This window comes from Burkholderia sp. L27(2015), from assembly GCF_009765705.1.
Lineage (GTDB): Bacteria > Pseudomonadota > Gammaproteobacteria > Burkholderiales > Burkholderiaceae > LMUX01.
Genome location: NZ_LMUX01000016.1, coordinates 157,592 through 176,674 on the forward strand (window position 1 = coordinate 157,592; position 19,083 = coordinate 176,674).

16 protein-coding genes and 1 tRNA gene are annotated in these 19,083 nt (G+C 59.5%); 15 read left to right on the top strand and 2 right to left on the bottom strand.

Features of this window, described 5'->3' with window-relative positions; all coding sequences use genetic code 11:
- Positions 1–215 precede the first annotated feature (215 nt).
- The 15 genes from GSQ77_RS08665 (at position 216) to GSQ77_RS08735 (ending at position 17,104) form a co-directional block, all read left to right on the top strand.
- Positions 216–668, top strand: a complete 453-nt coding sequence (locus GSQ77_RS08665) for a GatB/YqeY domain-containing protein (RefSeq protein ID WP_158901092.1) — start codon at positions 216–218, stop codon at positions 666–668.
- 15 nt (positions 669–683) lie between these two features.
- Complete coding sequence (gene dnaG / locus GSQ77_RS08670) at positions 684–2,573, top strand: DNA primase (RefSeq protein ID WP_158901094.1); 1,890 nt, start codon at positions 684–686, stop codon at positions 2,571–2,573.
- Between the two features lie 50 nt (positions 2,574–2,623).
- The gene (rpoD, locus tag GSQ77_RS08675; protein ID WP_158901096.1) at positions 2,624–5,131 is read left to right on the top strand and encodes an RNA polymerase sigma factor RpoD; all 2,508 of its coding nucleotides are present in this window, start codon (positions 2,624–2,626) and stop codon (positions 5,129–5,131) included.
- A gap of 74 nt (positions 5,132–5,205) precedes the next feature.
- A tRNA-Ile gene (locus tag GSQ77_RS08680) sits at positions 5,206–5,282 on the top strand.
- A gap of 237 nt (positions 5,283–5,519) precedes the next feature.
- Positions 5,520–6,203, top strand: a complete 684-nt coding sequence (locus GSQ77_RS08685; protein WP_254067527.1) for a bifunctional 2-polyprenyl-6-hydroxyphenol methylase/3-demethylubiquinol 3-O-methyltransferase UbiG — start codon at positions 5,520–5,522, stop codon at positions 6,201–6,203.
- Positions 6,204–6,826: 623 nt separating this feature from the next.
- Positions 6,827–8,104 (top strand): porin, encoded by a 1,278-nt coding sequence (locus GSQ77_RS08690; RefSeq protein ID WP_158901098.1) that lies wholly within the window; start codon positions 6,827–6,829, stop codon positions 8,102–8,104.
- Positions 8,105–8,297: 193 nt separating this feature from the next.
- Positions 8,298–9,317 carry a LacI family DNA-binding transcriptional regulator gene (locus GSQ77_RS08695; RefSeq protein ID WP_158901100.1) on the top strand — a complete coding sequence of 340 codons (1,020 nt, stop codon included), beginning with the start codon at positions 8,298–8,300 and terminating at the stop codon, positions 9,315–9,317.
- Positions 9,318–9,499: 182 nt separating this feature from the next.
- Positions 9,500–10,048: a gluconokinase gene (locus tag GSQ77_RS08700; RefSeq protein WP_254067528.1), complete on the top strand. Its 549-nt coding sequence runs from the start codon at positions 9,500–9,502 to the stop codon at positions 10,046–10,048.
- Positions 10,049–10,081: 33 nt separating this feature from the next.
- The gene (locus GSQ77_RS08705; protein WP_158901102.1) at positions 10,082–11,404 is read left to right on the top strand and encodes an MFS transporter; all 1,323 of its coding nucleotides are present in this window, start codon (positions 10,082–10,084) and stop codon (positions 11,402–11,404) included.
- 12 nt (positions 11,405–11,416) lie between these two features.
- Complete coding sequence (locus tag GSQ77_RS08710) at positions 11,417–11,608, top strand: DUF1653 domain-containing protein (RefSeq protein WP_174246415.1); 192 nt, start codon at positions 11,417–11,419, stop codon at positions 11,606–11,608.
- A gap of 172 nt (positions 11,609–11,780) precedes the next feature.
- The gene (locus tag GSQ77_RS08715) at positions 11,781–12,254 is read left to right on the top strand and encodes a rubrerythrin family protein (RefSeq protein ID WP_158901104.1); all 474 of its coding nucleotides are present in this window, start codon (positions 11,781–11,783) and stop codon (positions 12,252–12,254) included.
- A gap of 77 nt (positions 12,255–12,331) precedes the next feature.
- The gene (locus GSQ77_RS08720; protein ID WP_158901107.1) at positions 12,332–12,499 is read left to right on the top strand and encodes a rubredoxin; all 168 of its coding nucleotides are present in this window, start codon (positions 12,332–12,334) and stop codon (positions 12,497–12,499) included.
- Between the two features lie 236 nt (positions 12,500–12,735).
- The gene (locus GSQ77_RS08725) at positions 12,736–13,890 is read left to right on the top strand and encodes an FAD-dependent oxidoreductase (RefSeq protein WP_158901109.1); all 1,155 of its coding nucleotides are present in this window, start codon (positions 12,736–12,738) and stop codon (positions 13,888–13,890) included.
- Positions 13,891–14,068: 178 nt separating this feature from the next.
- Entirely contained in the window at positions 14,069–15,301 is a 1,233-nt protein-coding gene (gene purT, locus GSQ77_RS08730) for a formate-dependent phosphoribosylglycinamide formyltransferase (protein WP_158901111.1), read from the top strand.
- A 222-nt stretch (positions 15,302–15,523) separates the two neighbouring features.
- Positions 15,524–17,104 carry a DEAD/DEAH box helicase gene (locus GSQ77_RS08735; RefSeq protein ID WP_158901113.1) on the top strand — a complete coding sequence of 527 codons (1,581 nt, stop codon included), beginning with the start codon at positions 15,524–15,526 and terminating at the stop codon, positions 17,102–17,104.
- Positions 17,105–17,223: 119 nt separating this feature from the next.
- On the opposite strand, the gene gluQRS is transcribed toward GSQ77_RS08735, so the two are convergent.
- The gene (gene gluQRS, locus GSQ77_RS08740; protein WP_158901115.1) at positions 17,224–18,171 is read right to left on the bottom strand and encodes a tRNA glutamyl-Q(34) synthetase GluQRS; all 948 of its coding nucleotides are present in this window, start codon (positions 18,169–18,171) and stop codon (positions 17,224–17,226) included.
- Positions 18,172–18,182: 11 nt separating this feature from the next.
- A complete protein-coding gene (locus tag GSQ77_RS08745) occupies positions 18,183–19,019 on the bottom strand; it encodes a sulfurtransferase (protein ID WP_158901117.1) in 837 nt (278 codons plus the stop codon).
- Positions 19,020–19,083: the final 64 nt, after the last annotated feature.

The window sequence follows — 19,083 nt, forward strand, 5'->3', positions numbered from 1 at the left end:
GCGCCTGCGCGCGATAGTTGGCACGGTAGTTTTCAACAAGCCAGATTCTGACACAGCTCGTCCGGCGGTCGCGCGTTGGAGCGAACTCGATGGAGCAAATCCGCTGAAGTAAACCCGCTTTGGGACCGTTGTCCCCCAGCGGGTTTTTTGTCTGGCCTGGCGCGCAAGCGCGCTCCGGCGCCTCTAAAGACCCACTGAAATTCAGGACGTTGTCGATGAGCCTCAAAGAACGCATTACCGAAGATATGAAAAATGCCATGCGCGCCAAAGATACCGAGCGCCTTGGCACGATCCGGCTGTTGCTGGCAGCGCTCAAGCAACGGGAAGTCGACGAACGCATCGTGCTGGACGACGCGGCGGTGGTCGCGATCACAGACAAGCTGATCAAGCAGCGCAAGGATTCGATCAGCCAGTTCCAGGCGGCCAACCGCCACGACCTCGCCGACAAGGAAGCCGCCGAGATCGTGGTATTGCAAGCCTACATGCCGCAGCAGTTGTCGGCGGAGGAAGTCGCCGCGGCGGTCAAGGCGGCGGTGGAGCAGACGGGGGCGACAGGCGCGCAGGAAATGGGCCGCGTGATGGCGGTGCTCAAGGCTCAGTTGGCCGGGCGTGCCGATATGACCGCGGTTTCGGCGCAGGTCAAAGCTGCGCTGTCCGGTGCCAAATAAGGTCGACGCGCGCTGATGATTCCGCACGCCTTTTTACAGGACCTGTTGAACCGGGTCGACATCGTCGATGTCGTGGGCCGGTTCGTCCAACTCAAAAAAGGCGGCGCGAATTTCATGGGGTTGTGCCCCTTCCATAACGAAAAAAGCCCGTCGTTCACGGTCAGTCCGACCAAGCAGTTCTACCATTGCTTTGGCTGCGGTGCGCACGGCACCGCGATCAGTTTCCTGATGGAACACACCGGCGTGACCTTTCCCGAAGCGGTCAACGATCTGGCTCAATCGGTGGGCATGACAGTGCCGCACGAGGCGCCGTCGGGGCAGTTCGGCGGGGGCAGCGGCGTGGGCGGTAGCCCGCGTGCACCGGCCTCGCCCGCGCTGAGCGACGCGATGCGAGTTGCCTGCGATTACTATCGCAAGCAACTGCGGGGCGCGGCCAACGCGGTCGATTATCTGAAGCGGCGCGGCCTGACCGGTGAAATTGCTCTCCATTTCGGGCTGGGCTATGCGCCCGAGGGCTGGCAGAACCTCGAAGCGGTATTCGACAACTATCGCGACGACGCGCTGGTCGAGGCCGGCCTGCTGATTACCAGCGACAAGACCGATTCCCAGGGACAGCCGCGGCGTTACGATCGTTTTCGCGATCGCATCATGTTCCCGATCCGCAACGTCAAAGGCCAGGTGATTGGCTTCGGCGGACGGGTGCTGGACAGCGGCGAGCCCAAATACTTGAATTCGCCCGAAACACCCCTATTTAGTAAGGGCAGCGAGCTTTACGGCCTGTTCGAAGCGCGTCTTGCGATTCGCGAAAAAGGTTATGCGCTGGTGGTCGAAGGCTATATGGACGTGGTTGCGCTGGCGCAGTTGGGGTTTCCAAACGCGGTGGCGACACTGGGCACGGCCTGCACGCCGGTGCATGTCCAAAAGTTGTTCCGTCAGACCGATACGGTGATTTTCAGCTTCGACGGTGATAATGCCGGCCGCAAGGCGGCGCGGCGTGCACTGGATGCCTGTCTGCCGCATGCGGCAGATAACCGGACGGTGAGGTTTTTATTTTTGCCGACCGAGCACGACCCCGATAGCTATATTCGCGAGCAGGGGGCTGACGCCTTTGCCCAGGCCGTCGAGCGCGCGCAGCCGTTGTCGCAGTTTTTGCTTAATGAAATCGCCGCGGGTAAGCAACTCGACCAGCCGGAGGGGCGGGCCAAGGCCCTGTTCGACGCCAAACCGCTGATACAGGCGCTGCCGGCCAATGCGTTGCGGGTGCAGATTTTGCATATGTTGGCCGACCGGCTGGCTACCCCTTTCGAGGAGGTCGCGGCATTGTGCGAAGTCACCGGCCGCGCGATCGCACCGCAGCGCGCGGCGCCTGCCAAGAGCGACCGGCGCCGCGTAACCGGTAACGAGCAGCGCGCATTGCGCAATCTGGTGATGTTCCCGCGTATAGCGCAGACCTTGAACGCCGAGGACGAAGCGACGCTGATGGAAGTCGCACGCAATCGCGAGTTGTTCGAGGAAGTGTTGGTCCATGCCCGCGCGCTTGGGGACGCTGCAAAATTTACCGTGTTGTCGACTTCGCTGCGGGCGTCGCCGAACGCGCCGTCGTACGAGGAAATTTTTCGCGAAATTCTGGTCTATGATGAAAATGTCCGGGACGTGATGTTGCACGACCCGGACATTGAAGCTGATACGCTGCGCCACGAGGAGCAGGAGCGCGTGGCGGCCGAAGAGCTGCGCGCCGCGATTGCCCGGCTGCGCTACGACGCTTGGTGCGAGCGGCTCGAACGGCTGTCCAGGCAGGCGCGGCTCGAACCGGAAGAAACCGCCGAATTCACGGAATTGTCGCGCCGAGCAGCGGAATTAAAGAAGCAGCTGGCGACGCCTTCCAGTTCGAGCGGCCTCGCGTGATATAATTGAAGGTTTTCAGCGTTTCGTTTTCTGTAAAGGGCGAGATCAGGATGGCAAAGACTACGAGCGGCAAGGCAGCGGTAGGCAAGACGTCTGAAGGACAGAAGAAGGCCGTAACGGCCGCCAAGACTGTTCGGATCGACCAAAAAGGGGCGAAAACGACTGTTTCCGAGTATGGCCAGGAAGCAGGTAAGCAAGACAAAACCACGGTTGCGGTAACCGCCAAGGGGGCCAAAGGGCCTGCCAAGGTCGCTGCACAGCCTGCGGGCAAATCGGTCGCCAAGTCAGCTCAAGCTGTCAAGATAGCGTCCGAAGCTGCGATCACAGGTACCGACAAGCGTGGCGTCGTGAAGGGTGCTGCAAGCAGCACCGTAAAGCAAGTGAAAGAAGCCGCGGCTGCCTCCGGGACAGCCGCACGCTCCAGTAAAGTACCCAAGGCTGAGGCCGCTGAAGTTGAAGTCGAAAGTCAGCGTGTCGAAATCAAAGCCGCTACGGCGAGTTCCATGAAGAAACAGTTGAACGAAGTACCTGTCGGGGAAACGGCTCCCGTCACCGAACCTGCGCAAGCCGCAGTGCCGGAAGTGCCTGTCAAGGTGGAAAAGTTGAAAGCCCGGGACCGTCGCGCCAAGGAAAAAGCCCTGCTCAAGGACGCGTTCGCGTCGCACCAGCCGGGTACCGCCGAAGAGCTCGAGGAACGGCGTGCCAAGTTGCGCGCGTTGATCAAGCTCGGCAAAGAGCGCGGCTTCCTGACGTATGCCGAAATCAACGATCACTTGCCGGATAATTTCGCCGAAACCGAAGCGATCGAAAGCATCATCAGCACGTTCAATGACATGGGCGTGGCTGTCTACGAGCAGGCTCCCGACGCCGAGACGCTGCTGCTCAACGACAACGCACCGGCCGCAACCAGCGATGATGAAGTCGAAGAAGAAGCCGAAGTGGCTTTGTCGACGGTCGATTCGGAATTCGGTCGGACCACCGATCCGGTGCGCATGTACATGCGCGAGATGGGTACGGTCGAACTGTTGACGCGCGAAGGCGAAATCGAGATCGCCAAGCGGATCGAAGAAGGCCTGAAGCACATGGTGCAGGCTATCTCCGCCTGCCCGACGACGATCGCCGACATTCTTGCGATGGCTGAGCGCGTTGCTGGCGAAGAAATTCGTATCGACGAACTGGTCGATGGCCTGATCGATCCGAACGCCGCGGACACCGACGGTTTCAATGCGGCGCAAGCCGAGGAAATCGAAGCGGAAGTGGTCGAAGAGGTCGAATCGGAACCGGTAGAAGAGGAAGAGGACGATGACGGCGCTGCCGCCGCGTCGGCCAATGCTGCCCAGCTCGAACAGCTCAAGCGCGATGCGCTGGAGCGCTTCGCACAGATTAGCGAATGGTTCGACAAGATGCGCCGCGCCTACGAGAAGGAAGGCTATAAGTCGAAGGCCTACCTGAAAGCGCAGGAATCGATACAGTCGGAATTGATGTCGATTCGCTTCACGGCCCGTACAGTCGAGCGTTTGTGCGATACATTGCGTGCGCAGGTCGATGAGGTGCGTCAGGTCGAGCGTCAAATTCTGCATACGGTCGTCGACAAATGCGGCATGCCGCGTGGCGAGTTCATTACCCGTTTCCCGGGTAATGAAACCAATCTCGACTGGGCCGTCAAGATTTGCGACGAAAACCACGCTTATAGCGCGGTGCTGATCCGCAATACGCCGGCGGTTCAAGAGCAGCAGCAAAAGCTGATCGATTTGCAGGCTCGCGTGGTGCTGCCGCTCAAGGATTTGAAGGAAACCAACCGTCGGATGGCGGCCGGTGAATTGAAGGCGCGCCAGGCCAAGCGTGAAATGACCGAGGCCAATCTGCGTCTGGTGATCTCGATTGCGAAGAAGTATACGAACCGCGGCTTGCAGTTCCTCGACTTGATCCAGGAAGGCAATATCGGCTTGATGAAAGCGGTGGACAAGTTCGAATACCGTCGCGGGTACAAGTTCTCGACGTATGCGACATGGTGGATACGCCAGGCGATTACGCGTTCGATCGCGGACCAGGCACGCACTATCCGGATTCCCGTCCACATGATCGAAACCATCAACAAGATGAATCGGATCTCGCGCCAAATTCTTCAGGAAACGGGCCTTGAGCCCGATCCGGCGACGTTGGCCGAAAAGATGGAGATGCCGGAAGACAAGATTCGCAAGATCATGAAGATTGCGAAAGAGCCGATTTCGATGGAAACACCGATTGGCGACGACGACGATTCGCATCTGGGCGATTTCATCGAAGACACCAATACCGTTGCGCCGTCGGATGCGGCACTGCATGCCAGCATGCGCGATGTCGTGAAAGACGTGCTGGATTCCTTGACGCCGCGCGAGGCAAAGGTGCTGCGGATGCGTTTTGGTATCGAAATGAGCACGGATCACACGCTTGAAGAAGTCGGCAAGCAGTTCGATGTAACCCGCGAACGGATCCGTCAGATCGAAGCCAAGGCACTGCGCAAGTTGCGTCATCCCAGCCGTTCAGACAAGCTGAAATCGTTCCTCGAAGGTAATTGAGGTACAGGCAAACCCAAGTTACCGTGCGGTGGGTTCGCACGGTAACGGCAGGCGGCATTGCCGCCTGATAGATCGGGCCTGTAGCTCAGTTGGTTAGAGCAGAGGACTCATAATCCTTTGGTCGTCGGTTCAAGTCCGACCGGGCCCACCAATCAAGACGAAGCCCTATGGGATCTCCATCCCGTAGGGCTTTTCTTTTGCGTCACGCGACCCCGTTTGCCCCCGCCAGCAGGACCATGGCCGTATCGAGCAGTGTTTTGGCAATCCGGCACTACAAAGAACAATTGCATCGCCAGATAGCTCCCGGCAATATCGCTGAGCAGGCCGCTAATCGATATTGGGCGAAATTAGCTCGCACACTTATTTCATCGTCACGGGGGGTGCCTTGGTGCGTGATATCTCATATATTCAGCAAACGACAGAATCCAGCAATCCGTTGGCTCGCTTTGCGCATCGAGAGCGCATGGCCTTGGCGTTGAAGCTGGTGATGGAGTTCTGCGGGCCATCGGGGACAGTGGTCGATTTTGGCTCCGGTCCGGGCCTGTTCCTGCACACCTTGGGCGAGTCCAGGCCAGACATATGCTTGATCGGCCACGAACCGTTCATGGAGGGTCAGTATCCCGAGGTCAGGTACGTCGAGTCGCTCGACTCGCTGGCGCCCCGTAGCGTCGACGTGCTGACCGCCTTCGAGGTTTGCGAGCATCTCTACGCGCACGAGATCGCTGGCCTGCTCAGCGACGTCGACCGGGTCTTGAAGCCCGGCGGCACGCTCATCATCTCGGTGCCCATCATGTACGGCCTGGCGGTCGTTCCCAAGGTACTGAACTGGATGGTGCGCAGTCGCAAACTGAAGACTGAATATAGCTTCGCCGAAATATTGAAATCGGCTGCCGGTATTTCGGTGCCCCGTCCGGAGAATCCCCGTCCTACTCACAAGGGCTTTGATTTCAGAGATTTGCGAAAGACCATTAATGAACGATTTCCAATCGACCGTGTTTATCACAGCCCGGTTGCGCTCAGTCCGTGGTGGATGAGTTCGCAATATTTCATGACCTGCCGCAAATCCGCATAAATCAATCTCGGATTCAATCCGATCTCCTTTGAGTTCGCTCAATGCCCGGCCGTCGAAGTTGCATCGACGGTGTCCGCTTTCCGGGCATTTAGCGAGCTTAGTCCGAATGCACAGCGACATGCACTGTTACGGTTCGCCGGCGCACCGTAAAGACACGCATCGTCGGCGCGATGTTTCGAGCGTGAACGCTTGATAAGCATCGTCGTGACACGCGGTTTTTCTTGCTAGGGTTTACGCTCGGCAGCGTGTCACGTTTTCTTGCCACGCGGGAATCGAGAGTAGTCCGACATAGGCAATTTGGCTGACTTCCGCACGGGCAAGAAAATTAAATGCGCCAGCCAATTTCGGACCCCGAATAAGCACGCAATGTCCTTACAAAATAAGGGTTTAAGCCAATTTTTCAAGCCCGTGTTGCGACTGGGATAAGGGTAATCATGGGGGCAGCCGGTGATGTGGCGCTTTCACAACGGGGCAGTGCGGAAAACGTACGGAATACTGGGATAAACCAGTCACGTTTGGTATCGTTCACTCGAACTTCTCGCGAAGTCGCGTTAGCAAGGAATTATGGCTAGTAGCCTTGTTACGGAAAAAACTAAACGACACAATTGATTGGAGATCATTCGATGAAAAAGTCGCTTCTCGCTCTAGCAGCTCTGAGCGCGTTCGCTAGCGTCGCACATGCGCAAAGCAGCGTTACTCTGTACGGTATTATCGACGAAGCTGCAGTGTATGAGAGCAGCCAAAAAACCAGCGGCGCCAATACGGCTGCTAGTCCTAACGTCGGTGGCAAAAAGATTGCGTTTGATTCGTTGTCGGGCCTGAACGGTAGCCGTTGGGGTTTGAAGGGTACTGAAGATCTGGGTGGCGGCCTGAAAGCCGTGTTCCAATTGGAAAACGGTGCCAACATCAACACCGGCGGCTTCGGCCAAGGCGGTCTTGAATTCGGTCGTCAAGCTTATGTCGGCTTGAGCAGCGCGCAACTGGGTACGGTAACCATGGGTCGCCAGTACGACTCAGTGGTTGACTTCATCGGCCCGATGATTTTCGCTGACCAGATCGGTTCGGCCTACTCGGCACTGCCGGGTGACGTGGACAACGCTAACAACGGTCAACGTATCAACAACACGATCAAGTACACCAGCCCGAACTTCAACGGCCTGTCGTTCGAAGGCGTGTATAGCCTCGGTGGTGTAGCAGGTGAAATCACCCGCAACTCGGTGTATTCGGGTGGTGTCGGTTACGCGAACGGCCCGTTTGCATTGGCTGCTGCGATCTTGCACGTCAACCAGCCCAACGTTTCGTACTTCAGCAACGGCGCGATTGGCGCAAGCACGATCGGCACCGCGGCTAGCAGCGTCACGACCATCAGCAGCCCGATGTACGGCGGCTACGTGAATGCGAACTCGTTCCAAAGCGTTGCGGCCGGTGGTACTTATGCACTGGGTCCGGCTAACTTCGGTTTGATCTACTCGAACGTTAAGTTCTCGAACCTGAACAGCGGCTTGTCGGCAATCAGCGCCACAGCGGGCGTCCCGGCTGGCAACGGTGTAGGCTCGGCGATCTTTAACTCGCTGGAAGCGAACTTCACGTGGCACTGGACGCCGGCCTTGCAGACTGGCGGTGCGTATTCGTACACCAAAGGCACCAGCGTGCAGTTTAGTGGTGCGCCGCTCGCCGCTACCGGCACGAACAACACGGGTGGCGTGCATTACAGCCAGTTCAGCTTGTCGACCGACTACGCGTTGTCCAAGCGTACCGATGTCTATATCCTGGGCGTTTATCAACTCGCTTCGGGTGTCGACTCGACGGGCACCCGCGCTACTGCATCTATCAATACGCTGAGTGGCTCGACCAACAACCACGAAGGTGTGGTTCGCGTGGGTCTGCGTCACAAGTTCTAAGCTGTTGTTTAAACAGCTGTTGTAGAAAAAGCGCCTTCGGGCGCTTTTTTTATTCGTAAGACAATTTCCCCGGCTTTAGCGGCTTGTTTAGTGGCTTGAATTCGCGCGGCGGGCGCTCACGCTAAACTGTCGATACCGCATCTTCGCGGACATTCCCTTAGGTCCCCGTCATTTTCCAGGAGCGAGTCCTGCCATGCCTCGCAAACAGCGCTTGCGTGCCAACGACGGCATCACCTTGCACCAGGTCGCCGAGCAATTGGGTGTCAGCGCGATTACCGTCTCGCGGGCGCTACATAATCCGGATAAGGTCTCCCAGGCGTTACGCGCGCGTATTCTGAGCGCGGTCGACGAACTCGGCTACGTGCCCAACCGTTCGGCGCGCTCGCTGGCGTCGGCTCGTTCCCGTACTGTAGTGGCGCTCGTGCCTTCGCTATCGAACACGGTGTTTATCGAAACGCTCGCCGGCATACACGAGGTGTTGCATCCGCTGGGCTACCAGGTCCTGATAGGCAACACCGGTTACAACACCGAAGAGGAAGCGCGCTTATTGCGCACGTATCTGGAGCACGCCCCGGACGGTATCTTGCTGACCGGCTTGGGACAACCCGAGACGATACGCAAGTATCTCGAGCGCCTGGGCCTGCCTACGGTCTACATGATGGATTTAACCGACGACGGGCGTGCGTGCGTTGGATTGTCTCAAATCGATGCCGGACGCAGCGTGACGCAGCATTTGCTGGCGCGAGGCTATCGCCGCATCGCCTATCTGGCGGCTCAACTCGATGAGCGCGTGATGAAGCGAGCTGCGGGTTACCGAGTGGCGCTACAGGCGGCTGGATGCTACGACGCAGGGCTCGAGTACCTGAACCCTGCGCCGTCGTCTGTAGGGCTCGGTGCGCAGATGGCGGCAAGGCTGCTCGCCGAGCGTCCCGACTGCGATGCCGTCTTTTGTTGCAACGACGATCTGGCGTTGGGGGTCTTGTTTCATTGCCAGCGCAATGGTCTTGCGGTGCCGCAGCGGCTGGCCATTGCGGGCTTCAACGATCTTGAAGCGTCGGCCTGGACTTGTCCGCCGCTCACATCGATTGCTACCCCGCGGCATCGGATCGGCGTCGAGGCGGCGCGTATGCTGATCGAAATGATGGATGGCGCGACCCTCAGCGAGCGGCAGCGCGATCTGGGCTTTGTCTTGCAAGCACGCGGTAGTAGTTAACCTTGATAGTCAAGAACGAAAGATAGCGCTAACATTTCGCCTCGAATCGAGGTCTAAGCGGGGTCCGAGTTGGATCTAAGCTGAGCCTGAGTTGAATGAAGCGGAATCTGCGCTGCATTCGGGCTGAATCTACGCCGAATGCAGGGCGAATTTGCGTACAGGCACGTAATGAAGGTAACGCAATGAATGCTGTCACCGGGCATAACGACCCCACAACGCCAGTCGGTGCACCGAACCTCGTGGTCATGGGGGTATCCGGGTGTGGCAAGAGCCTGATCGGCACGCAACTGGCCGCCGCCCTGGGATTCGAGTCGCTGGAGGGCGACGCCTTTCACAGTGCCGAGAACATCGCGCGCATGTCCGCCGGCATCGCTTTGACCGATGAGAATCGAGCCGGCTGGCTCGCGAATCTGAGCGAACGCCTGGCCCAAGCGCGTGCGCAGGGCCGACACATCGTGCTGTCGTGTTCGGCGCTGAAACGTCGTTATCGAGACGTCTTGAGGCAGGGCGATCCGCAACTCGTATTTGTCTATCTGCACGGCGAGCGCGCCGTGATCGAGGCCCGCATGGCCAGCCGGACTCACCACTTCATGCCGGTCACCTTGCTCGATAGCCAGTTCCACGACCTGGAAGTGCCCCAGGCCGACGAAGATGCGCTCACCGTGAATATCGAACACTCTCCCGAAGAAATCGTGAATCAGGTGGTGACGGCTTTGCGTGTCCGCACGTAGAAAAACAAAACAGAAAAATAAACAGGAGACAGCATGAGCGACACCTACGCTAGTACGCCAGCGAGCAGCGCGAAGCGCATTCCAAGACGCCGTTGGGGGATCGGCGCGTTGCTGGGTGTGGGCGTGCTGATCAACTATTTCGACCGGATCAACCTATCGGTGGCGGGACCGCAACTGCAGGAAGCATTTCACCTGTCGCCCGGTCAATTGGGCCTGCTGTTCAGTGCATTTTTCTGGTCCTATGCGATGCTGCAAATTCCGACGGGCTTGCTGCTCGATCGTTTCGGCGTGAAGCGGGTGGGGCGGTGGGGTGCGTTCCTGTGGGGTGTCGCGTCGATCATTACGGCGCTGGCCGGTGGCTTCGGCGGCATCTTTGCTGCGCGCGTGCTGCTTGGCGTGGCCGAAGCGCCGGGCTTTCCGGCAAGCTCGAAAGCCACGGGCTACTGGTTTCCGCGTCAGGAACGCGCGCTGGCGACGGCGTTGTTCGATGCCGCCGCCAAGTTTTCCAATGTCATCGGCGTGCCACTTGTCGCGTTGGCGGTAGTGGGACTAGGCTGGCGCTGGGGATTTGCCGTCACAGCGATCCTGAGCCTCGCGTATTTCGTCGCGTTTTATGTTTTCTACCGCGATCCGAGCGAAGACCGCAAACTCAGCGACGCCGAACGCGACTATATCCGAGCCGGCGGCGCGACCCAGGAGGGCAATAGCGCGACGAATTCGCTAGGCATGCTCGCTTACTTGCTGAAGAACCGCAAAGTGTGGGGGCTCACGATCGGTTTTGCCGCTTACGGTTATTCCTTTTATCTATTTTTGACCTGGCTGCCCGGTTACCTGGTGCAGACCATGCACATGAGCATCCTCAAATCGGCCAGCTACGCGGCGATTCCATGGGTATGTGCGACGCTCGCCGATTTGTTGGTGGGCGGCTGGCTGATCGACCAGCTGATCGGACGTGGCGTTGATGAGACGCGCGTGCGCAAGAGCGTGCTGGTCGTCGGTATGCTGTTCGGACTCGCCGTGTTTGGCGCAACGTTGACCCAGGATCCGCACTGGGCGATCGTGTGGATTTCGGTGGCGCTCTCGGGGCTGGCGGCGGCCGCCCCGGTCGGCTGGTCGATACCTTCACTGATCGCGCCGACCGGGGGCACGGCTACGGTCGGCGGTATCATGAACTTCGCCAACAACCTGATGGGCGTTGCGGCGCCCATCGTGACCGGTTATATCGTTGGCTACACGCAGTCGTTCACCAACGCGTTCCTGGTTGCGGGGGTTGGCTTGGTCCTCGGTATTATTTCATTCGTCTTCGTCCTCGGACGCATCGAGCCGATTCCCGATGCACCCCGCGGCGACTTTTAAAGCACCCTGCTCATGCGCTACAAGCACTACAAAGGCGGCATCTACGAATTTGTCTGCGAAGCCACGCTGGAATCCGACCCGTCTGTCACGATGATCGTCTATCGTGCCTACGATGGCCGGATCTGGACCCGGCCATCGACGGTTTTCTTCGAAATGGTCGAGGTGGATGGTCAACAAGTGCCGCGGTTCGCTCCGCTGGATTGACTGGCTGGACAGATTGAGCGGCACAACCGTGTCCGAAGGCATCGACTGATCGGACGACTTGCGAAATCAATCAGGCCTATGCAGTAAATCTATTGGATGAAATTTTTGATAGTCGTTACATTGCGAGTACTGACTCTAAACCCTCGCTTTTTAACGCATCCAGGAATTCACCATGCAACGTCCGGAAATCAAGACGCTACAAAACCTCGAATCGGCATTCGCCGGCGAATCGATGGCCCACGTCAAATACCGTTATTTTGCCAAGCTGGCGCGCGCCGTCGGTGACGAAGAGACGGCACGCACCTTCGAGGAAACGGCCGATCAGGAACTCCTGCATGCTTTTGGGCACCTCGACTTGCTCTACCCGGCGGCCGAAATGACGCCTGCGAAATCGCTGCAAATAGCGATCGACGGCGAGACGTACGAATACACCGAGATGTATCCGGGGTTTCGCAAGACGGCGGAAGCCGAGGGCAACGAGGCTGCGCTCAAGGAGATCGACGAGCAGATCGTCGAATCGAAAGAGCACGCCGAGCGGTTTCAAGCTACGCTAGCCAAAGCGGCCAAGCGTTTTGCCGCGCTCGCCAAAGTGGAAGAGCGGCATGCCAACAATTATCGTGCGGTACTCGAAAAAGTTAGTGTCTGATGCCTAGGAGCCGAGTGCCGTGCGCGCCTTGGCCGCGAGCAGCAACCAACCTTGAAATGAAATGACGGAGTGATTTGATGAAAACGTGGGAATGTATCGTGTGCGGTTTTATTTATGACGAATCCAAGGGCTTGCCGGAAGAAGGTATCGCTGCCGGCACGCGATGGGAAGACATCCCCGACGATTGGGAGTGCCCTGATTGCGGCGTGGCGAAGTCCGACTTCGAAATGGTTCAGGTGGCCTGAGCGGCACGGTATCATCGTGCCTGAGCGCGGAGCTTGAGCAGGGTCACATCGGGGACCCTGGCCCCTCGGCTCTTATTGCGCATCGAGTAATACCCCATGGCGGGATTCGGCGAGCAGCGGATAATGCGCTCGCCGATTGTTTTTTCAAACCCGTTTCCAAACCCGTTACTAAAATCGTTTTTTAAAGTCGAAAACGGCCTCGCACTTTTCCTATTCTCTCAGACTGTAGATCGCTTATGGAACCCGTCATCATTGTAGGCAGCGGACTTGCCGGATACACCGTAGCGCGTGAATTCCGCAAGCACGACAAGACCACGCAAATCATCATGATCACGCAGGACAACGGCGACTTCTATTCGAAGCCGATGTTGTCCAACGCTTTTGCGCAAAAGAAGACGCCCGAGCAACTTGTTTCGAGCCCGGCCGCAACCATGGTCGAGCAAATCAACTTGACGCTGCTTGCGGGCGCCAAGCTGGGTGGCATCGATGTGGCCAAACGCCAGGTGGATACGAGCCTGGGCCGCTATGACTACAGCCGGCTGGTGCTGGCGCTGGGCGCCGACGTGGTGCGTCTGCCGTTTGGCGGGGACGCGGCGGATGAAATCCTGTCCGTCAATGATCTTGGCGATTATGCGCATTTTCGCAAGAAGGTCAGCTCGGCCAAACGGGTGGTGGTCATCGGCGCCGGCTTGATCGGCTGCGAATTTGCCAACGATTTGCTGGCGGCCGGCATCGCGCCCACCGTGGTCGATCCGATGAGCCATCCACTGACCGCGTTGCTGCCCGAATCGGCCGGCCTCGCCGTCAAATCGGCTCTGCAGGCTGCCGGGGTCGAGTGGCGATTCGGCACGACCGTGCAGGCGGTCAACCGTGCCGACGGCTCCGACGGTGCTGACGGAGCCTACCGCGTGGCACTGGCCGACGGCAGCGTCGTGGCGACGGATCTGGTTTTGTCGGCAGTTGGCCTACGCCCGCGCACTGCGCTTGCACGTGAGGCAGGCCTGACGGTGAACCGCGGGATCGTGGTCGATTCCCTGGGCAAAACCAGCAACGAGGATGTCTACGCGCTAGGCGATTGTGCCGAATATGAAGGCGCAGTCCTGCCTTACGTGCTGCCTATCATGACCGCTGCGCGCGCAATCGCGCAGACGCTGGCCGGCACACCTACGGCGATCGCGTTTCCTCATATGCCCGTGAGCATCAAAACGCCGGCTCATCCGGTTTCGGTACAGCCGGCCAAGGCGGGTGTCGCCGGCACGTGGGAAATCGCCGTTTCCGAGGACGCGGGACTTAAACTGCTATTTACCGATGAGACAGGCACGCTGCGTGGTTTTGTATTGACGGGTGCGCGCACAGTCGAGCGTGCGGCTATCGTGAAGCTGCTGGGGTAAATTGCGTGTGCGATGGGGATGGCATGGGTTGCCGTGCGTCCCCCGCGGGTTTGCTATCGCGCTTGCTATCAGGTTTGCCATCGCAGTTGCTATCGCAGTTGCTATGTTAACATCGCGGCCCTGACCCAATCGGATCGTCCGGTTGAGCCAACCCGTTAGCCTGCTTTAGGAGATCTCGATGACCTACTCAGCCCGAATCGGCACCCCTCTCACTGCTTCGGCGACCCGCGTGATGCTGCTCGGAGCCGGGGAGCTCGGCAAGGAGGTCATCATCGCCTTGCAGCGCCTTGGTTGCGAGGTGATCGCGGTGGATCGCTATGCCAACGCGCCTGGCCACCAGGTCGCCCACCGTGCGCATGTGATCGACATGACCGATCCGGCGGCCTTGCGTGCCTTGGTAGAACAGGAGCGGCCGGATCTGATCGTGCCGGAAATCGAGGCGATCGCAACCGATGCGCTGGCGCAGATCGAAGCCGACCAACTGGCTGAAGTGATCCCAACCGCACGCGCCACCCAACTGACGATGAATCGCGAAGGCATACGCCGATTGGCTGCCGAGGAACTGGGTGTGGCCACTTCGCCCTATGCCTTCGCGCAGTCGTATGAGGAATTGCAGGCCGCCATCGATGCCGGCATCGGCTATCCGTGCGTGGTCAAGCCTGTCATGTCGTCGTCCGGCAAAGGCCAGTCGGTGATACGCAGTGCCGCCGACGTACGCAGCGCATGGGACTACGCGCTTGCGGGCGGCCGCGTGAATCGCGGTCGCGTAATTGTCGAGGGCTTTATCCGTTTCGACTACGAGATCACGCTGCTGACGGTGCGCGCGATCGATCCGGCCACCGGCGACGTGGCGACTTCCTTCTGCGAGCCTATCGGCCATCTGCAAGTGGACGGCGACTACATCGAATCGTGGCAACCGCAACCGATGTCGGCGTTGGCGCTGCATCGCTCGCGTGAGATTGCCGACAGGGTTACGCGTGCGTTGGGCGGGCGCGGCGTGTTCGGGGTCGAACTATTCGTGCGTGGCGACGAGGTGTGGTTTTCGGAGGTCAGCCCGCGTCCGCATGACACGGGATTGGTGACCTTGTGCTCGCAACGGCTCTCCGAGTTCGAGCTGCACGCGCGCGCTATCCTCGGCCTGCCGGTCGATACCGCTTTGCGCGAGCCGGGTGCCTCGGCGGTGATCTATGGCGGCCTGGACGAAACGGGAATTGCGTTTGAAGGCGTCGCGCAGGCGCTGGCGGTACCGCGCGCGGACTTGCGCTTGTTCGGCAAGCCCGAGAGTTTCCGCAAGCGGCGCATGGGCGTGGCGCTCGCCGTGGGCGTGTCGGTGGAGCAGGCGCGCGAGCGTGCCAAAGCCGCGGCAAGCAAAGTCAAGCCAGTCAGTACTGTCAGTGCAACACCGGCCTGATCGACACGCACGGGTCGGCGGTGCCATCCGATCGCGTGAGGGTGGTACAATCCCTAACTTATGTGATAAGCAGGTTCCGATTTATCACGCCATCCCCAAAGGCGCTGAATCAACAGGCCGTCGCAGTCGCCCGAATTCGGTCTGGCTGCCTAAGTTTCAGCATGGCGGACTGATAGTCCGCGCGGGTTTGCCCCGCAGCCCCGACCTATAAGCGAAAGTTCAATGTCCGATACACCGGTTTCTCCCGTCGATTTGCCGACCAGCACGCCCAGCGCGTTACCAGCCGATGCAAGTGTCGCCGCTCCTGACCTCGATGCGGCAGTTAGCAAAACGCCCGTGGAAGCCGCCCCCACCAATTTCGATGGGTTCGGGCTACACCCCGATATTCTGAAAGCCGTGCTGGAGTCGGGTTACACGATTCCCACGCCGATTCAAGCGCAGGCGATTCCCGTGGTGCTGGCAGGCCGTGACATGATGGGCGCGGCGCAAACCGGCACCGGCAAGACGGCCAGCTTCGCGCTGCCGATCATCCAGCGCCTGTTGCCGCTGGCGAGCAGCAGCGCATCGCCGGCACGCCATCCGGTGCGCGCACTGATCTTGACACCCACCCGCGAGCTGGCTGACCAGGTCGCCGACAACGTCCACAATTACGCCAAACATACTGCGCTACGCAGCATTGTCGTGTTCGGCGGAGTCGACATGAACGCGCAGGCCGCTGAATTGCGGCGCGGCGTTGAAATCCTGATCGCGACGCCGGGCCGCCTGCTCGACCACGTGCAGCAGAAAAACACCTCCTTGAGCCAAGTGCAGATGCTGGTGCTGGACGAAGCAGATCGGATGCTGGACATGGGCTTTCTGCCCGATTTGCAGCGCATCCTGAATCTGTTGCCCAAGGAACGCCAGACCTTGCTGTTTTCGGCGACGTTTTCCAACGAGATCAAAAAGCTCTCGTCCAGCTATTTGCGCAGTCCCGTCACCATCGAGACGTCGGTGCGCAATTCGACCGCAACCAACGTCAAGCAGATCGTCTTCGAAGTCTCCGAGGGTGACAAAACGGCGGCGGTGGTGCAGTTGATTCGTGAACGCGGTCTGAAGCAAGTGATCGTGTTTTGCAACAGCAAGATCGGCGCGGGTCGTCTGGCACGCCAAATCGAGCGCGACGGCATCGTCGCTTCGGCGATTCATGGCGACAAGTCGCAACTCGAACGGATGCAGGCGCTTGAAGCGTTCAAGCGCGGCGAGCTGGTTGCTCTGGTCGCAACCGACGTGGCGGCGCGCGGCATCGATATTTCCGACCTGCCGGCCGTGATCAATTTCGATCTGCCGTTCAATGCAGAAGACTATGTGCACCGGATCGGCCGCACGGGACGAGCAGGTGCGTCGGGCGACGCGCTCTCGCTGTGCTGCCCGAACGAGCGCAAGCAATTGGCTGATATCGAAGCGTTGATCAAGCGTCCGCTTGAACGCGGCACGCTGGTGGTCGACAACCCGTCTGCGTTGCGTGAACGCAGCTCGGCGTCAGGGGAGCGCGGCCGCTCTTCGGGAAGCAGCAGGTCTCGCTACGAGGACGACAGCCGTCCGGCACGCAGCGCATATGCCGCGCCGGTGGATCGTGACCGTACGCGTCACGCGCGGGCTACGCCGCATAAAGTGGAAGACGAAATCTTTTCGAAGCCGTATGTGCCGTCGCAGACCAGTCGTGCGGCCGATACCGTCAACGACGGCGTTCATGGCAGCAAGAAGCCCGCGCCCAAGCGTCAGGTTGCGGCACTGCTGGGTGGTTTTCCACGCAAGCCGGCATAAGCCAGTTGGCACATCGCTACAGCCCAGCGTAAAAACGGGTGCCGTAAAACGAGTGCCATAGAACGAGTATGACTGGGGCGGTTTGCTAGCCCCTTCCAAGCAACCCTCTGCACAATCTTCTAAGCAATACCGCGAGCACTGGCCCAGGCCGCGCACGCGTTTCGATAAAACCCTTCGAGTGTGTCCGCCTGTATTTCCAGGCCCAGATGCCGCGCCGCAATTTTCAATTCGGTCAGCGGTTGCTTGGCGTCGAGCGCCGTCGCGCCGGTCTGTTTGCTGAGTTTCTCGCCCGTATCGGCTTGCACCACGGGTACATGCAAGTACGTCGGCGTTGCCATTGCAAGCAAACGTTGCAGATAGATCTGGCGCGGTGTCGAATCGAGCAAGTCTGCCCCGCGGACCACATGCGTGATCTGCGCGTCGGCATCATCCACCACGACCGCCAGTTGATAAGCCCATAGCCCATCGGCGCGCTTGAGCACGAAATCGCCCACGTCAGTGGCCAGGTTTTGCGTAATCGGACCTTGCCAACGGTCGACAAAGGTCAATTCAGGCTCTCGTGTTGCCGGCACGCTGCCGAGCGTCACTCCAGCGGCTCCAGCGACTTCGGCCGCGTCAGTTCCTCCACTCGCGGTCGGCACGCGAACCCGCCACGCGCGCGCTGGCCGGCCGTTCAACCCGTTGCGGCAGGTTCCCGGATAAGCCAGCGTGGCGTGCCGCTCATGACCGCCCACCAGCGAATCGGCGATCTCCTTGCGCGTGCAACCGCACGGATAGATCCAGCCATCCGCGCTCAGACGTTCTAGCGCAGCCTGGTAGGCCGCATCGCGGGTGCTTTGCCAAAGCGGCGGCGCGTCGCCATCCATGCCGTAAAGCGCCAATGTCTTGAGGATATGCTCCGCCGCACCCGGTTGAGTGCGCGGCGTGTCGACGTCTTCGATACGTATCAGCCAACGCCCGTGATGCGCACGCGCGTCGAGATAGCTGGCCAATGCGCTGACCAACGAACCGAGATGCAGCGGGCCGGTGGGCGAGGGCGCAAAACGGCCGCAATAAGACGAAGACATGTCGACCGAGCCTAGCGCTTGGCTTCGGCTGCGATGTTCGCCGCGTGCTCAGCCGCGACGTTAGCCGCGTAGTCAAGCGCTACGTCCGTCGCTGCGGTCACCGCTGGTGCCGCCGGCTTGAGTGCCGGGTCGAGCGCGGTGCGTTCATCGAAAACAAAACAGTCGCCTTGATAATGCGCCGCGCCCACTTCCTCGAAGTACTTGAGGATTCCGCCTTCGAGTTGGTAGACGTGATCGATGCCGAGGTTGCTCATATGGATCGCGGCTTTTTCGCAGCGTATGCCGCCGGTGCAAAACGACACGACGGTTTTATCGGTCAGCGCGTCGCGATGCTCGGCCACGGCCGCGGGAAACTCGCTGAATTTGCCGATACGGTAATCGATCGCGCCTTCGAACGTGCCGAAGTCGACTTCGAACGCGTTGCGCGTATCGAGCAACACCACAGGGCGTCCATCGTCGTCGTGACCGCGATCGAGCCAACCTTTGAGCGTGCGTGCATCGACCGCTGGCGCGCGACCGGCCTGCGGACGAATCGCCGGTGCGTGCATGGTAATGATTTCTTTTTTGAGTTTGACACGCATGCGCCGAAACGGCTGATGTTCGGAGAAACTCTCCTTGACCTGCAAGTCGGCGAATTTACCGTCAAAAATTGCAGCGGTACGCAGGCTCAGCAGCAATTGTTCGACCGGCTCGCGCCCGCCGGCCACGAACAGGTTGATGCCTTCGGGCGCAAGCAGGATGGTGCCGCGCAGGCCCAGCGTCGTGCAACGCTCGAGCAGATACTCCTGGAGCGCCGGCAAACCGTCCAGCGAGACAAATTGATAAGCGGCAAGATTGACTACATTCATGGCAAAAACCAACACCTTTTCTCAAAACCTGGCAGGATGCGCCGCGCGCGGGGTATCCGGGTCG

Coding starts and splice junctions, on each gene's coding strand:
- GSQ77_RS08665 (WP_158901092.1), top strand. CDS start 216: ATGAGCCTCAAAGAACGCATTACCGAAGATATGAAAAATGCCATGCGC.
- dnaG (WP_158901094.1), top strand. CDS start 684: ATGATTCCGCACGCCTTTTTACAGGACCTGTTGAACCGGGTCGACATC.
- rpoD (WP_158901096.1), top strand. CDS start 2,624: ATGGCAAAGACTACGAGCGGCAAGGCAGCGGTAGGCAAGACGTCTGAA.
- GSQ77_RS08690 (WP_158901098.1), top strand. CDS start 6,827: ATGAAAAAGTCGCTTCTCGCTCTAGCAGCTCTGAGCGCGTTCGCTAGC.
- GSQ77_RS08695 (WP_158901100.1), top strand. CDS start 8,298: ATGCCTCGCAAACAGCGCTTGCGTGCCAACGACGGCATCACCTTGCAC.
- GSQ77_RS08700 (WP_254067528.1), top strand. CDS start 9,500: ATGAATGCTGTCACCGGGCATAACGACCCCACAACGCCAGTCGGTGCA.
- GSQ77_RS08705 (WP_158901102.1), top strand. CDS start 10,082: ATGAGCGACACCTACGCTAGTACGCCAGCGAGCAGCGCGAAGCGCATT.
- GSQ77_RS08710 (WP_174246415.1), top strand. CDS start 11,417: ATGCGCTACAAGCACTACAAAGGCGGCATCTACGAATTTGTCTGCGAA.
- GSQ77_RS08715 (WP_158901104.1), top strand. CDS start 11,781: ATGCAACGTCCGGAAATCAAGACGCTACAAAACCTCGAATCGGCATTC.
- GSQ77_RS08720 (WP_158901107.1), top strand. CDS start 12,332: ATGAAAACGTGGGAATGTATCGTGTGCGGTTTTATTTATGACGAATCC.
- GSQ77_RS08725 (WP_158901109.1), top strand. CDS start 12,736: ATGGAACCCGTCATCATTGTAGGCAGCGGACTTGCCGGATACACCGTA.
- purT (WP_158901111.1), top strand. CDS start 14,069: ATGACCTACTCAGCCCGAATCGGCACCCCTCTCACTGCTTCGGCGACC.
- GSQ77_RS08735 (WP_158901113.1), top strand. CDS start 15,524: ATGTCCGATACACCGGTTTCTCCCGTCGATTTGCCGACCAGCACGCCC.
- gluQRS (WP_158901115.1), bottom strand. CDS start 18,171: ATGTCTTCGTCTTATTGCGGCCGTTTTGCGCCCTCGCCCACCGGCCCG.
- GSQ77_RS08745 (WP_158901117.1), bottom strand. CDS start 19,019: ATGAATGTAGTCAATCTTGCCGCTTATCAATTTGTCTCGCTGGACGGT.